Raw genomic sequence first — 13,985 nt, 5'->3', positions numbered from 1 at the left:
TCCTGGGTGTTCGCCCTCGCCATGGTCCTCAAGGGCGCCGGACGCGCGCTCAACAGCGGACCCGCCGAGGCCTGGTACGTCGACACCGTGCACGCGGACCTCGGCCCCGACGCCGACCTGCGCGACGGCCTCGCCCGCGGCTCCGCCGCCTCCTCCGCCGCCCTCGCCCTCGGCACGATCCTCGGCGGCCTCGTGCCCTGGCTGCTCGGCCTCGGCCCCGACCTCGGCGCCCACCTGGAGCGCGCCACCGGCGGCCACGTCACACCACTGTCCGTCCCGCTCCTCGCGGGTGCCGTCTGCTGCGTGCTCTACGTCGTCCAGGTCCTCGTCGCCCTGCCCGAGCCGCCCCGCCCGCCCGTGCACCTGCGCACGGTCCTCGCCGACGTGCCGCGCACCGCCCGCGACGGCGTCCGGCTCGCCACCCGCGACATCATGGTCCGGCGCATCATGCTCACCATGGCCGCCGCCGGAAGCGCCCTCGGCGTCGTCGAGCTGCTCACCCCGTCCCGCGCCGCCGACGCGACCGGCGCCGCCTCCTCGGGCGCCGTCCTCTACGCGGGCCTGGCCTGCGCCGGATTCACCGCCACCGCGCTCGGCAACCGGCTCGCCCCCTGGGTGGCCCGCGTCGTCCACGGCGGGGAGCGGGCCGTCCTCGTGGCCGAACTCATCGCCCTGCTCGGCCTGGCCGTGCTCTGCGCGACCGCCGCGACCCGCACCCTCGCCCCGGCCGTCGCCGGCTACGTCCTCGTCTACGTCGGCCTCGGGCTCGCCTCGCCCTGCCTCAACGACTTCCTGCACCGGCGCACCGACAGCTCCGGCCGCGCCACCGCGCTCTCCGTGCAGTCGCTCGCCCTCCAGCTCGCCGGAGCCCTCAGCGGCCTCGTCGCGGGCGCCCTGCCCGGCGGCCCCGCCGCCTGGCTGCCCGGCGTCGTGGGCGTGGCCGCCGGAGCCCTGCTCTGGCTCCGCGTCCGGGAGACCCCGAAGGCCCCGGACGAAGCGGTCAGATCCCCAGCGCCTTCGTCTCGCTCAGCTGTGTGATCGCCGCCTCGTCGCCCTCGATCTCCACCTTCGCCGCGCCCTGCCGCCCGAACGCGTACATCAGCAGCTCGGGCGGCTCCCCGGTGACCGTCACGACCGGGGTGCCGCGGTGCGCGACCGCCGTCTGGCCGTCCGGGCGCCGCAGCACCAGGCCCACCGGCGCCCTGCGGCCCATCACCCGGGCCATCTTCTCCAGCCGGGACCACAGCACGTCCGAGAAGACCGGGTCCAGCTCGCGCGGCGTCCAGTCCGGCTGTGCGCGGCGCACGTCCTCGGCGTGCACGTAGAACTCCACCGCGTTCGCCGCCTCGTCCAGCTGCTTCACCGAGAACGGCGAGAAGCGCGGCGGACCGGTGCGGATCAACTGGATGAGCTCCTCGTACGGCTTGTCCGCGAACTCGGCCTGCACCCGCTCGAGGCGGGCGGCCAGCGGCTTCACGAAGGCGCCGCCCGCCGCGTCCGGACGGCGCTCGCGCACCACCACATGGGCCGCGAGGTCCCGGGCGTTCCACCCCTCGCACAGGGTCGGGGCCTCCGGGCCCGCGGCCTCCAACAGATCGGCGAGCAGGAGCCGTTCACGCTTGGCATGGGTCGACATGACCGCCAGCCTACGACCGCCCCCACCGTCCGGACAGTGGACGGCCACCGGCCGGGTCATCCGGGCGCGGCACAATGGCAGACATGACCAGCACCTCCCGCCCCAGCGACCTCGACCCGGCCGTCGCCGCACGCCTCAAGCGCAGCGCCGACGGCCTGGTGCCCGCCATCGCCCAGCAGTACGACACCGGCGAGGTGCTCATGCTCGGCTGGATGGACGACGAGGCACTGCACCGCACCCTCACCACGGGCCGCTGCACCTACTGGTCGCGCAGCCGCGGGGAGTACTGGGTCAAGGGCGACACCTCCGGGCACGTCCAGCACGTGAAGTCCGTGGCGCTCGACTGCGACGCCGACACCGTGCTCGTCAAGGTCGACCAGGTCGGCGCCGCCTGCCACACCGGCGACCGCACCTGCTTCGACGCCGACGTCCTCCCGCTGAGCCAGTAGGGTCGGCGGCCATGGACCTCGAGACCTTCCGCAAGCTCGCGACCGACCGCCGCGTGATCCCCGTCAGCCGCAAGCTCCTCGCGGACGGCGACACCCCCGTCGGCCTGTACCGCAAGCTCGCCGCCGAGCGCCCCGGCACGTTCCTCCTGGAGTCCGCGGAGAACGGCCGGTCGTGGTCCCGCTACTCGTTCGTGGGCGTCCGCTCCGCCGGCACGCTGACCGAGCGGGACGGCCGGGCCCACTGGCTCGGCACCCCGCCCGTCGGCGTCCCCGTCGACGGGGACCCGCTCGCCGCGCTGCGCGCCACCGTCGAGGCACTGCACACCCCGCACCACGACGAGGGCCTGCCTCCGTTCACCGGCGGCATGGTCGGCTACCTCGGCTACGACATCGTGCGCCGCCTGGAGAAGATCGGCCCGGGGGAGCGCGACGACCTCCGGCTGCCCGAGCTGACGATGCTGCTGACCAGCGACCTCGCCGTGCTCGACCACTGGGACGGCTCGGTCCTGCTGATCGCCAACGCGATCAACCACAACGACCTCGACACCGGCGTCGACGAGGCCCACGCGGACGCCGTCGCCCGGCTCGACGCGATGGAGGCCGACCTCGGCAAGCCCCTGGAGTCGCCCCCGGCCGCGCTCCCGCCGTCCGAGCTTCCCGAGTACACCGCGCTGTGGGGCGGCACGCAGTACCAGGACGCCGTCGACGACATCAAGGAGCGGATCCGCGCGGGCGAGGCCTTCCAGGTCGTCCCCTCGCAGCGCTTCGAGACGCCGTGCACCGCGAGCGCCCTCGACGTGTACCGGGTCCTGCGGGCCACGAACCCGTCGCCGTACATGTACCTGTTCCGCTTCCCCTGCGGCGACGGAAGCGCCTTCGACGTCGTCGGCTCGTCCCCCGAGGCCCTCGTCAAGGTCGAGGACGGCCGCGCCATGGTCCACCCCATCGCCGGCACCCGCCCGCGCGGCGCCACCCCGCAGGAGGACCAGGCCCTCGCCGACGAGCTGATGGCCGACCCCAAGGAGCGCGCCGAGCACCTCATGCTCGTCGACCTCGGGCGCAACGACCTGGGGCGGGTCTGCGAGCCCGGCTCCGTCGAGGTCGTCGACTTCATGTCCGTCGAGCGGTACTCGCACGTCATGCACATCGTGTCGACCGTCACCGGGCAGGTCGCCGAGGGCCGCACCGCCTTCGACGTCCTCACCGCCTGCTTCCCCGCGGGCACCCTCTCCGGCGCGCCCAAGCCCCGCGCGATGCAGATCATCGACGAGCTGGAGCCGTCCCGGCGCGGCCTGTACGGCGGCTGCGTCGGCTACCTCGACTTCGCGGGCGACTCCGACACCGCCATCGCCATCCGCACCGCCCTGCTGCGCGACGGCACCGCCTACGTCCAGGCGGGTGCGGGCGTCGTCGCCGACTCCGACCCCGTCGCCGAGGACACCGAATGCCGTAACAAGGCGGCGGCCGTCCTGCGGGCCGTCCACACGGCGAACCGGCTGTGACGTGACGCACGCCTCCCGCCCCCGGCGCCCGCGCACCGCGGGCGAAGAGAGATAGTGGAGTACGTGACTGCCGTACCCCACCCCCGCACCGACGCCGCCGACGCCGACCCCGACGGTCCGAACCGGACCGGCCGGCGCAGTCTCGGCATCGCGCTGCTCTTCGGGGCGGTGGGCGCCGCCGTCGCGCTGCTCGCCTCCCGCCAGGAGTGGTGCTCGGGCATCGCCGCCGTCGCGGGCGGCGAGCTGCCGCTCACCGCGAAGGGCAGCGACGTGACCGGTGTGCCCGCCGCCCTCGCGATCGTCGGGCTCGCCGCCCTGGTCGCCGTCTTCGCCGTGCGCCGCGTCGGCCGCGTCCTCGTCGCCGCGCTGCTCGCGCTCAGCGGCGCGGGCGCCGTGGCCGCCGCCGTGCTCGGCGCCGACGACAGCTCGGCGCTCGACGAGAAGGCCGCCCAGGCCGCCGGTGACGCCTCGACCACGATCGACGCGCTCACCCACACCGCCTGGCCCTACGTCGCGGCCGGCGGCGGCGCCCTCATCCTGATCGCCGGGATCCTCGCCGTCGTCTACGGCGCCGCCTGGCCCTCGATGGGCGGCCGCTACGAGCGCTCCGGCGCCCCGCGCCCCCGCCAGCCCCGGGCCGTCGACCCGGACCGCCCCGAGGACCTGTGGAAGGCCCTGGACCGAGGCGAGGACCCGACCGGCACCGCATGACCCCGCAGGACCCCGCCGACCCCCGGTTCAGCGCCGTCCGGCGGTACGGGACAATGGAAACGAACGTCGTACGCCCTGCGTACACATGGGCCGTACACATGGGCCGTAAGAACACCCATCAGCAATGAGGAGCAAGCCATGGCGGATGCCAGCCACGGACACACCCCGGCCGCCTGGACCGGTGTCATCATCGCCTTCATCGGCTTCATCGTCGGGGGCGCCTTCATGGTGATGGGCAGCGTCGCCGGATTCTGGGCCGGGATGGCCCTGCTCGCGCTCGCCGCGGTCGTCGGCGGCGTCATGCACCTGGCCGGCATGGGCAAGCCCCGCCGCGCCGAGCTGCAGCTCCCGCACGTCGCCGCGGGCGCCCCGCAGGCCGCGGGCTCGGAGGCCTGAGCCCCGCACGCACCCCGGGGGCGGTACGGCGAGCAGATCGCCGCACCGCCCCTTTCGCGTCCGTGGACGGGCGGCGCCGTGCGCGCCGGGCCACAATGCACGGGTGACCGTCGAGACGAGCGAGACCCGGGCCCCCGCCGAGCACGCCGACCCCGCGCCGCCCGCCGCGCCCGGCTCCGCGCTGCGCCGCATCGCCGTCCCGGTGGGCACGCTCGCCGCCGTCGTCACCGCGTTCGGCTACGTCGGCGCCGTCGACCCCAACGAGCCGGGGCACTACCCCGGCTGCCCCTTCCTCCAGCTCACCGGCGCCTTCTGTCCGGGCTGCGGCGGACTGCGCAGCGCCCACGCCGTCGCCCACGGCGACCTCGCCGGCGCCGTCGGGGACAACGCCCTCGCGGTCGCCGGCTACGCCCTCTTCGCCGTCGTCTGGGTGGTGTGGACGCTCCGCGCGCTGCGCGGCCGCGCCTTCGCCCCCGCGCTCGGCCGGATCCATCTGTGGGCGGCCGGCGCCGTCGTACTGGCCTTCACGGTCGTACGCAACCTGCCGTTCGGCGGCTTCCTGACCCCCTGACCCCATGCGCTCCCGCCCCGACGGGCCGCAGGTCAGAGCGTCCGTGACGCTGTCCACGGAGTGGGACCGCGGTCAACCGGATGCGGAGCCTTCGCCTTCCTGCGGATACCATCACAGAGACCATCCGGTTGCCCCGGGACCTGCCAGAAGGGAATCCGCTCGCGTGAGTGTGCTCGACGAGATCATCGACGGAGTCCGTGCCGACCTCGCGGAACGGCAGGCGCGCGTCAGCCTCGACGAGCTCAAGGACCGCGCGGCGAAGGCCCCGGCGGCCAGGGACGGCGTGGCGGCCCTGCGCGGCGACGGCGTCAAGGTCATCTGCGAGGTGAAGCGCTCCAGCCCCTCCAAGGGCGCGCTCGCTGCGATCGCCGACCCGGCCGCGCTCGCCGCCGACTACGAGGCGGGCGGCGCGTCCGTCATCTCCGTGCTCACCGAGCAGCGCCGCTTCGGCGGCTCCCTCGCCGACCTCGAGGCCGTCCGTGCCAAGGTCGACATCCCGGTCCTGCGCAAGGACTTCATCGTCACCTCGTACCAGCTGTGGGAGGCCCGCGCGTACGGCGCCGACCTCGCCCTGCTGATCGTGGCCGCCCTGGATCAGCCGGCCCTGGAGTCCCTCATCGAGCGGGCCGAGTCCATCGGCCTCACCCCGCTCGTCGAGGCCCACGACGAGGACGAGGTGGAGCGTGCCGTCGACGCGGGCGCCAAGGTGATCGGCATCAACACGCGGAACCTGAAGGACCTCACGGTCGACCGCGGCACCTTCGAGCGCGTCGCCCCGGACATCCCGGACCACATCGTCAAGGTCGCCGAGTCCGGCGTGCGCGGCCCGCACGACCTGATCGCGTACGCCAACGCGGGCGCCGACGCCGTGCTCGTCGGCGAGTCCCTCGTCACCGGCCGCGACCCCCGGGCCGCCGTCGCCGACCTCGTCGCCGCGGGCGCCCACCCGGCGCTGCGCCACGGAAGGTCCTGACCTCCGACATGCCCATCGCCGCCCGCCTCGCCCCCGGCTGCCGCCCCCGCGGCTGCCGGGCGCCTGCGCGACGCGTGCGCGGCCGCCGGGTCCGCTACCACATCGGCTCGGAGCCGGGCCAGATCAACGGCATGCGATGGCACGGGGCGCCTGTTTAGAGCGCCCCGCAGGGGCGCGGGGAACTGCGCGACCAGCCACGACGGCGCATCCGTCGCGTACGTGCCCATGTGCCTACGGCGTGTAGGTACATCCAAGGCAGCCCGCACATCGATCACCCGCGAGGTACAACCGCATGCCCAGCGACTACTTCATCCCCGACCCCGACGGTCACATCCCGAGCCCCGAGGGCTACTTCGGGGAGTTCGGCGGCACGTTCATCCCGGAGGCGCTCGTCGCCGCCGTGGACGAGGTCGCCGTCGAGTACGACAAGGCCAAGAACGACCCGGAGTTCGCCCGCGAGCTCGACGACCTCCTCGTCCACTACACGGGCCGCCCGAGCAGCCTCACCGAGGTGCCCCGGTTCGCCGAGCACGCCGGCGGCGCCCGGGTCTTCCTCAAGCGCGAGGACCTGAACCACACCGGCTCGCACAAGATCAACAACGTGCTCGGCCAGGCCCTGCTCACCAAGCGCATGGGCAAGACCCGCGTCATCGCCGAGACCGGCGCGGGCCAGCACGGCGTCGCCACGGCCACCGCCTGCGCGCTGTTCGGCCTCGACTGCACCATCTACATGGGCGAGATCGACACCCAGCGCCAGGCCCTCAACGTGGCCCGCATGCGCATGCTCGGCGCCGAGGTCATCGCCGTGAAGTCCGGCAGCCGCACCCTCAAGGACGCCATCAACGAGGCGTTCCGCGACTGGGTCGCCAACGTCGACCGCACGCACTACCTCTTCGGCACGGTCGCGGGCCCGCACCCGTTCCCGGCCATGGTCCGCGACTTCCACCGGGTCATCGGCGTCGAGGCCCGCCGCCAGATCCAGGAGCAGGCGGGCCGGCTGCCCGACGCCGCCGTCGCCTGCGTGGGCGGCGGCTCCAACGCCATCGGCCTGTTCCACGCCTTCATCCCCGACGCGGACGTCCGTCTCATCGGCTGCGAGCCGGCCGGGCACGGCGTCGAGACCGGCGAGCACGCGGCGACCCTGACCGCGGGTGTGCCCGGCATCCTGCACGGCTCGCGCTCCTACGTCCTCCAGGACGAGGAGGGCCAGATCACCGAGCCCTACTCGATCTCGGCCGGGCTCGACTACCCGGGCATCGGCCCCGAGCACGCCTACCTGAAGGACAGCGGCCGCGGCGAGTACCGCGCGGTCACCGACGACGCCGCGATGCAGGCGCTGCGCCTCCTGTCCCGTACGGAGGGCATCATCCCGGCCATCGAGTCGGCGCACGCCCTCGCGGGCGCCATCGAGATCGGCAAGGAGCTCGGCAGGGACGGCCTGATCGTCGTCAACCTGTCGGGCCGCGGCGACAAGGACATGGACACGGCCGCGCGCTACTTCGGCCTGTACGACGAGGGCACCGACGCCGAGGTCGCGGCCGACGCCGCCGACACCGCCGAGATCGAGGGAGACGCCAAGTGAGCGGCAACGTCCACCTGTTGAACGACACCCTGGCCGGCGCCCGGGCCGAGGGCCGCGCCGCCCTCATCGCCTACCTGCCCGCGGGCTTCCCGAGCGTCGACGGCGGCATCGAGGCCGTGAAGGCCGCCTTCGAGGGCGGCGCCGACGTCGTCGAGGTCGGCCTGCCGCACTCCGACCCGGTGCTCGACGGTCCGGTCATCCAGACCGCCGACGACATCGCGCTGCGCGGCGGCCTCAAGATCAAGGACGTCATGCGCACCGTCCGCGAGGCGCACGAGGCCACCGGCAAGCCGGTCCTCGTCATGACGTACTGGAACCCGATCTACATCTACGGCGTCGAGCGCTTCACCGCCGAGCTCGCCGAGGCCGGCGGCGCGGGCTGCATCCTGCCCGACCTGCCGGTGCAGGAGTCGGCGACCTGGCGGGAGCACGCCGACAAGCACGGGCTCGCCACCGTGTTCGTCGTCGCCCCCAGCAGCAAGGACGAGCGGCTCGCCACGATCACGGCGGCCGGCTCGGGCTTCGTGTACGCGGCGTCCCTGATGGGCGTCACCGGCACCCGCGAGTCCGTGGGCAGCCAGGCCCAGGACCTCGTCCGCCGCACCAAGGCGACGACCGACCTGCCGGTCTGCGTCGGGCTCGGCGTCTCCGACGCGCGGCAGGCCGCGGAGGTCGCCGCCTTCGCCGACGGCGTCATCGTCGGCTCCGCCTTCGTGAAGCGGATGCTGGACGCCGAGGACGAGGCGGCGGGTCTCGCCGGGGTCCGCACCCTCGCGGCCGAACTGGCCGAAGGAGTCAGGGCCGGACGGCAGTAGGTCACCCGTACGGGTGGAAGTGGGGTCGGGGAGGCGCGCTCGCGCCTCCCCGGTTCGTTGGCGCGGGTGTGAGCGAGAAGAACCGTGAGGGAAAGCGCACGGCCCGTGAGCGGCTGGCCGTCGAGCGCGAGAAGCAGAAGGCCGCGGAGAAGCGGCGCAGGACGTTGATCGTGGGCGCCGCCGTCGTCTGCGTGCTGGGGCTCGCCGCAGTGATCGGCGTCGTCGCCGCGAACTCGGGCGACAGCTCCAGCGACGCCTCGGGCCCGGTGACGGCCCCGAAGGGCGCGTCGGGGAAGGACCGGCTGGCGATCCCCGTCGGCAAGGAATCGGCGAAGTCCACGCTCACGGTGTGGGAGGACTTCCGCTGCCCGGCCTGCAAGTCCTTCGAGAACACCTACCGCTCGGCGATCCACGAGCTGACCGACGCCGGAAAGCTCCGCGTCGAGTACCACACGGTCACTCTCATCGACGGGAACCTGCGCGGCAGCGGCTCGCTGCGCGCGGGGAACGCGGCGGCGTGCTCGCAGGACGCGGGCCGCTTCCGCGACTACCACGACGTCCTGTTCGAGAATCAGCCGGAGGAGACCGACGACGCCTACGCGTCCGACGACAAGCTGATCCAGCTGGCCGGCAAGGTCGACGGCCTGCCGACGGACACGTTCGAGAAGTGCGTCAAGGACGGCACGTACGACTCCTGGATCCAGAAGTCGTACAAGGCCTTCCAGGACGCGGGCCACACCGGCACGCCGACGGTCCTGCTCGACGGCAAGAACCTGATGGAGGACAACACGCTGACCCCGGCCAAGTTCAAGCAGCTGGTCGAGGCGGCGAACAAGTAGGGGGACCGGGCAAGTCGTCATGGAACCGTTGCCGGGCCGCCCGGCGGCGGTGCCGTCCGGCACGGTAGCGTCGACCCTGCCATGGAACTTGCCTACATTCCCAGTCCGTCCCGCGGAGTGGTCCACCTCGGCCCCATTCCGCTGCGCGGCTATGCGTTCTGCATCATCATCGGCGTCTTCGTGGCCGTCTGGCTCGGCAACAGACGCTGGATCGCCCGCGGCGGCCGACCCGGCACGGTGGCCGACATCGCCGTCTGGGCGGTGCCGTTCGGCCTGGTCGGCGGGCGTCTCTACCACGTGATCACGGACTACGAGCTGTACTTCAGCGCGGGCCGTGACTGGGTGGACGCCTTCAAGATCTGGGAGGGCGGCCTCGGCATCTGGGGCGCCATCGCGCTCGGTGCGGTCGGCGCCTGGATCGGCTGCCGCCGCCGCGGCATCCCGCTCCCGGCGTACGCCGACGCGATCGCGCCCGGCATCGTCCTCGCCCAGGCCGTCGGCCGCTGGGGCAACTGGTTCAACCAGGAGCTCTACGGCCGCGCGACCGACGTGCCGTGGGCCCTGCACATCACCTCCGACACGGACGGCCGGGTGCCGGGCTACTACCACCCGACGTTCCTGTACGAGTCGCTGTGGTGCATCGGTGTCGCGCTGCTCGTCATCTGGGCGGACCGCCGGTTCAAGCTCGGACACGGCCGGGCGTTCGCCCTGTACGTCGCCGCGTACTGCGTGGGCCGATTCTGGATCGAGTACATGCGGGTCGACGACGCGCACCACATCCTCGGTCTGCGGCTCAACAACTGGACCGCGCTCTTCGTCTTCCTGCTCGCCGTGCTCTACATGGTCGTCTCGGCGAGGACGCGGCCGGGCCGCGAGGAGATCGTCGAGCCGGGCGCGGACGCCTCCGGTGAGGACCGGGACGGAGCGGCGGCCGAGGACGCCGGAACCGAGGACGCGGGAACCAAGGACGCGGCCGACCCTGACAAGGGCACGCCGGATCTGAAGAAGGCCGCGCCGGAGGACTCCGCCGGCGACCCGGACGACAGCGCGTCCGGGTCGGGCGACACCGCCGAGAACGGCGCGGGAGCCGGGGCCAAGAAGGGCTGACGCCCGACCGCTGTCAGCTCCGCACGTCGACGGGGGCGCAGGACCGTACGGGTCCGGCGCCCCCGTTTCCGTCCCCGTCCGCGGTCCGGGGCCCGGGACCGCGCCGGTCCCCGTGCTGCTGCCCGCACCGCGCCGCGAGGGCCAGGGTGCGCCGCGCCCCCGCGACCACCGCCGCGTCCACGAACCGCCCGTCCGGCAGGGCCAGCGCCCCCGCGTCCGTGGCCGCCGCGGCGACGACCTCCCGGGCCGCCGTCACCTCCGCGGCCGTCGGCCGGAAGGCGTCCTCGATCACCGGCAGCTGGCGCGGATGGATCGCCATCCGGCCGAGGAAGCCCAGGGCCCGGCCCTCGGCGCAGGACCGGGCGAGCCCCGCCAGGTCGCGGATGTCCGGGTGCACGGACTGCGGCGGGGGCGGCAGCCGTGCCGCGCGGGCGGCGACCACGGCCCGGCCGCGCACCCATGCGAGCCCGGCCGGGGCCGTGATCCCGAGGTCGGCGCGCAGGTCCGCCTCGCCGAGCGCGATGCCGTGCACCGCCGGATGCGCCGCGATCGCGAACGCCTGCTCGACGCCGAGGGCCGACTCGAGCAGGGCGTAGCAGTGCGGCACCTCGACCGCCCAGTCGAGCGCCCGGTCCAGATCGGACACGTCGTGCACCTTCGGCAGCCGCAGCGCGTCCAGGCCGGGCAGCGGGCTCAGCCGGCGCACCTCCAGCTCGGCGAGCGGCCCGTCCAGGGCGTTGACCCGCACGTGCACCGGGACCCGGTGCCGCTGCGTGAGCAGCTCCGCCGTCGCGTCGAGCGCGTACGCCTTGCGGTCGGGGGCGACCGCGTCCTCCAGGTCGACGAGGACCACGTCCGCGCCCGAGTCCAGCGCCTTGGCGACGACCTCGGGCCGGTCCCCGGGTGCGTACAGCCAGGTCAGGAGGAGCGGACCGCCGAACGGCGGGCCGCCGGGCGGCGGCGTCACACCGCACCCGCCGCGCGCAGCGCCCCGATCTCGGCCCCGGTCAGGCCGAGCCCGCCGAGGACCTCGTCGGTGTCCGCGCCGTGCGGGCGGCCGGTCCAGCGGATCGCGCCCGGCGTCCCGGAGAGCCGGAACAGGACGTTCTGCATGCGGACCGAGCCGAGCTCCGGGTCGGGCAGCTCGACGATCGAGCCCAGGGCCGCGTACTGCTCGTCGGCCATCACGTCCCGGATGTCGTGGACCGGTGCGACCGCCGCCTCCGCCTTCTCGAACCCGGCGAGCACCTCGTCCCGGCCGCGTGCCGCGATCCAGCCGCCGACCGCCGCGTCCAGCTCGTCCGCGTGGGCGGCGCGCCCGGCGCCGGTGGCGAACCACTCCGCGTCGATCAGCTCGGGCCGCCCGACCAGGTGCATCACGCGCTCGGCGACGGACTGGGCGGAGGTGGACACCGCGACCCACTTCCCGTCGGCGGTGCGGTACGTGTTGCGCGGCGCGTTGTTCGTGGACCGGTTCCCGGTGCGCTCCTGGACGTAGCCGAGCTGGTCGTACCAGACGGGGTGCGGGCCCAGCACGGTCAGGATCGGCTCGATGATCGCCATGTCGACGACCTGCCCGCGTCCGGTCAGGTCCCGCCCGCGCAGCGCCGCCATCACCGCGTAGGAGCAGGCGAGCGCGGCGATGGAGTCGGCGAGGCCGAACGGCGGCAGGGTCGGCGGCCCGTCGGGCTCGCCGGTGATCGCCGCGAAGCCGCTCATCGCCTCCGCCAGCGTGCCGAAACCGGGCCGCCGCGCGGACGGCCCGAACTGGCCGAAGCCGGTGACGCGGGCCAGGACAAGGCGCGGGTTCGCGGCGCTGAGCTCGTCCCAGCCGAGGCCCCAGCGTTCGAGGGTGCCGGGGCGGAAGTTCTCGACGACGACGTCCGCCCCGGCGGCCAGCCGCAGCAGGACCTCGCGGCCGCCCGGCGTCGACAGGTCCAGCGTGACGGTGCGCTTGTTCCGGCCGAGGAGCTTCCACCACAGGCCGACGCCGTCCTTCGCCGGGCCGTGCCCGCGCGACGGGTCGGGGCGGCGCGGGTGCTCGACCTTGACGACCTCGGCGCCGAAGTCGCCGAGCATCGTGGCGCACAGCGGGCCGGCGAACAGCGTGGCCAGGTCCAGCACGCGCAGCCCCGCGAGCGGGCCGCCGGCCGGCGGATCCTGCACGGGCGGGGGACTCGTCGACGCCGGGTGCGTGGGCGGGGGTGTCGTCATGCGCGGGCCTCCAGGGTGAGCCGGGCGAGTTCGTCGAAGCCGATGCCGTCGAAGCCGGTGACCGTACTGGCGAGACGGTTCTTCAGCGGGGCGGTCCAGTGCTCGCCGAGGGCGTCGGGGTGCCCCGCGAGGAGCCCGGCGAGCGAGCCGGCCGTCGCCCCGTTGGAGTCGGTGTCCCAGCCGCCCGACACGGCCCGGCAGATCGAGCCCGCGAAGTCGCCGTCGGCATGGGTGAGCGCGGCGGCGAGCAGCGCCGCGTTGGGCAGGACGTGCACCCAGTGGTGGTCGCCGTACGCGGCGTGCAGCCGGTCCACGACCGTCTCGAACCCGGCGGCGGTGCCGGTGGGTTCGGCGCGCGCCGCGTCGATGCCGAAGCGGACGGCGCGCGCGTACCGGGAGCCGGCCGGGACGTGTGCGAGGCCCGCGCCCAGGGCCTCGTGGACGGTGGTCGGGACGGGGCCCGCCGCGTGCGCGAGCGCCGCCGCCACGAACTGGGCGCCGTACACGCCGTTCGCGGTGTGGGTCAGCGAGGCGTCCCTGCGGGCGAGTTCGGCGGCGCGCGCCGGGTCGCCCGGGGTGGTCCAGCCGTAGACGTCGGCGCGGATCTGCGCGCCGATCCACTCACGGAACGGGTTGCGGTGGCTCGCGGTCAGCGGCGGTTCGAGCCCGGCGAGCAGATTGCGGTACGCGACGCGCTCGGCGGTGAAGGTGCGCCCGGCCGGCAGCTCGTCGAGCCAGAGCCGGGCCACGTCCTCGGTCGTGAAGTCCCGGCCGTGGCGCCGCAGCAGCAGCAGGCACAGCAGCGGGTGGTCGAGGTCGTCGTCCTCGGGCATCCCGTCGATGTTCTCGGCGAGGGAGGTGGCGCGGGAGCGGCGGTTCCACGGGTAGGTGCGGGCGAGCACGGGGTCGAGGCCGCGCTCGGTGAACCAGGTGCGCAGCGGGCGGTTGCCGGTGGCCCCGGCGAGGGCGCGGATACCTTCGAGCGGCAGCTTCTCCACGGGCTTGCCGAGCAGGCACCCGGCGGCCCGGCCGAGCCAGGCGGCGTGCAGCCGGTCGCGTTCCCGCTCCGGGTCCGGCCGGGCGCCGCCCTGCCGGACCGCGGGCGGGTGGGGCCGGGGGACCGGTTCGGTGCCGCCGTCCGGGGCGGGCAGCCGGGCCAGCTCGTCGAGCAACTCCTCGGCGAGTGCCCG

At 74.4% G+C, this 13,985-nt stretch carries 15 protein-coding genes; 11 read left to right on the top strand and 4 right to left on the bottom strand.

Features of this window, described 5'->3' with window-relative positions; translation table 11 throughout:
- Nucleotides 1-1,038: MFS transporter (locus tag GTW43_RS34770; protein WP_161305960.1), on the top strand; the 1,038-nt coding region annotated here is incomplete at its 5' end.
- On the opposite strand, the gene GTW43_RS34765 is transcribed toward GTW43_RS34770, so the two are convergent.
- Nucleotides 1,001-1,636, bottom strand: coding sequence for a TIGR03085 family metal-binding protein (locus tag GTW43_RS34765; RefSeq protein WP_161305959.1), 636 nt, complete (start codon nucleotides 1,634-1,636; stop codon nucleotides 1,001-1,003). The genes GTW43_RS34770 and GTW43_RS34765 overlap by 38 nt on opposite strands.
- Before the next feature lie 83 nt (nucleotides 1,637-1,719).
- Here GTW43_RS34765 and hisI point away from each other — a divergent pair, with 83 nt between their 5' ends.
- The 10 genes from hisI to lgt all read left to right on the top strand — a co-directional run bounded on the left by hisI (nucleotide 1,720) and on the right by lgt (nucleotide 10,581).
- The gene (hisI, locus tag GTW43_RS34760; protein WP_161305958.1) at nucleotides 1,720-2,085 is read left to right on the top strand and encodes a phosphoribosyl-AMP cyclohydrolase; all 366 of its coding nucleotides are present in this window, start codon (nucleotides 1,720-1,722) and stop codon (nucleotides 2,083-2,085) included.
- An 11-nt stretch (nucleotides 2,086-2,096) separates the two neighbouring features.
- Complete coding sequence (locus tag GTW43_RS34755) at nucleotides 2,097-3,587, top strand: anthranilate synthase component I (RefSeq protein ID WP_161305957.1); 1,491 nt, start codon at nucleotides 2,097-2,099, stop codon at nucleotides 3,585-3,587.
- Between the two features lie 54 nt (nucleotides 3,588-3,641).
- Complete coding sequence (locus tag GTW43_RS34750; RefSeq protein WP_161305956.1) at nucleotides 3,642-4,298, top strand: TIGR02234 family membrane protein; 657 nt, start codon at nucleotides 3,642-3,644, stop codon at nucleotides 4,296-4,298.
- A 138-nt stretch (nucleotides 4,299-4,436) separates the two neighbouring features.
- Complete coding sequence (locus GTW43_RS34745; RefSeq protein ID WP_161305955.1) at nucleotides 4,437-4,694, top strand: HGxxPAAW family protein; 258 nt, start codon at nucleotides 4,437-4,439, stop codon at nucleotides 4,692-4,694.
- Nucleotides 4,695-4,875: 181 nt separating this feature from the next.
- Nucleotides 4,876-5,265, top strand: coding sequence for a DUF2752 domain-containing protein (locus tag GTW43_RS34740; protein WP_202502324.1), 390 nt, complete (start codon nucleotides 4,876-4,878; stop codon nucleotides 5,263-5,265).
- Nucleotides 5,266-5,428: 163 nt separating this feature from the next.
- Complete coding sequence (gene trpC / locus GTW43_RS34735) at nucleotides 5,429-6,238, top strand: indole-3-glycerol phosphate synthase TrpC (protein WP_161305953.1); 810 nt, start codon at nucleotides 5,429-5,431, stop codon at nucleotides 6,236-6,238.
- Between the two features lie 292 nt (nucleotides 6,239-6,530).
- Nucleotides 6,531-7,820 (top strand): tryptophan synthase subunit beta, encoded by a 1,290-nt coding sequence (gene trpB, locus GTW43_RS34730; RefSeq protein ID WP_161305952.1) that lies wholly within the window; start codon nucleotides 6,531-6,533, stop codon nucleotides 7,818-7,820.
- A complete protein-coding gene (trpA, locus tag GTW43_RS34725) occupies nucleotides 7,817-8,635 on the top strand; it encodes a tryptophan synthase subunit alpha (RefSeq protein ID WP_161305951.1) in 819 nt (272 codons plus the stop codon). Before trpB ends, trpA begins: the two co-directional genes overlap by 4 nt.
- A 68-nt stretch (nucleotides 8,636-8,703) precedes the next feature.
- On the top strand, nucleotides 8,704-9,474 hold the full coding sequence (locus tag GTW43_RS34720) for a thioredoxin domain-containing protein (RefSeq protein WP_161305950.1): 771 nt from the start codon (nucleotides 8,704-8,706) through the stop codon (nucleotides 9,472-9,474).
- 81 nt (nucleotides 9,475-9,555) lie between these two features.
- Entirely contained in the window at nucleotides 9,556-10,581 is a 1,026-nt protein-coding gene (gene lgt, locus GTW43_RS34715) for a prolipoprotein diacylglyceryl transferase (protein ID WP_161305949.1), read from the top strand.
- 13 nt (nucleotides 10,582-10,594) lie between these two features.
- On the opposite strand, the gene GTW43_RS34710 is transcribed toward lgt, so the two are convergent.
- The 3 genes from GTW43_RS34710 to GTW43_RS34700 form a co-directional block, all read right to left on the bottom strand.
- Nucleotides 10,595-11,548: an aldolase/citrate lyase family protein gene (locus tag GTW43_RS34710; RefSeq protein WP_343246209.1), complete on the bottom strand. Its 954-nt coding sequence runs from the start codon at nucleotides 11,546-11,548 to the stop codon at nucleotides 10,595-10,597.
- Nucleotides 11,545-12,795: a CoA transferase gene (locus tag GTW43_RS34705; protein WP_161305948.1), complete on the bottom strand. Its 1,251-nt coding sequence runs from the start codon at nucleotides 12,793-12,795 to the stop codon at nucleotides 11,545-11,547. Before GTW43_RS34705 ends, GTW43_RS34710 begins: the two co-directional genes overlap by 4 nt.
- Nucleotides 12,792-13,985, bottom strand: a 1,194-nt coding sequence (locus tag GTW43_RS34700) for an ADP-ribosylglycohydrolase family protein (protein WP_161305947.1), incomplete at its 5' end; no start/stop codon positions are given. The genes GTW43_RS34700 and GTW43_RS34705, both read right to left, overlap by 4 nt.

It is taken from the genome of Streptomyces sp. SID5785, from assembly GCF_009870065.1.
Lineage (GTDB): Bacteria > Actinomycetota > Actinomycetes > Streptomycetales > Streptomycetaceae > Streptomyces.
Note: the sequence above shows the minus strand (reverse complement) of the source record. Positions and strands in the feature narration are given on the sequence as shown.

What these genes read in the sequence shown, in the direction of transcription:
- GTW43_RS34755 (WP_161305957.1), top strand. Translation starts at nt 2,097, where the DNA reads ATGGACCTCGAGACCTTCCGCAAGCTCGCGACCGACCGCCGCGTGATC.
- GTW43_RS34745 (WP_161305955.1), top strand. Translation starts at nt 4,437, where the DNA reads ATGGCGGATGCCAGCCACGGACACACCCCGGCCGCCTGGACCGGTGTC.
- lgt (WP_161305949.1), top strand. Translation starts at nt 9,556, where the DNA reads ATGGAACTTGCCTACATTCCCAGTCCGTCCCGCGGAGTGGTCCACCTC.
- hisI (WP_161305958.1), top strand. Translation starts at nt 1,720, where the DNA reads ATGACCAGCACCTCCCGCCCCAGCGACCTCGACCCGGCCGTCGCCGCA.
- trpB (WP_161305952.1), top strand. Translation starts at nt 6,531, where the DNA reads ATGCCCAGCGACTACTTCATCCCCGACCCCGACGGTCACATCCCGAGC.
- GTW43_RS34705 (WP_161305948.1), bottom strand. Translation starts at nt 12,795, where the DNA reads ATGACGACACCCCCGCCCACGCACCCGGCGTCGACGAGTCCCCCGCCC.
- GTW43_RS34765 (WP_161305959.1), bottom strand. Translation starts at nt 1,636, where the DNA reads ATGTCGACCCATGCCAAGCGTGAACGGCTCCTGCTCGCCGATCTGTTG.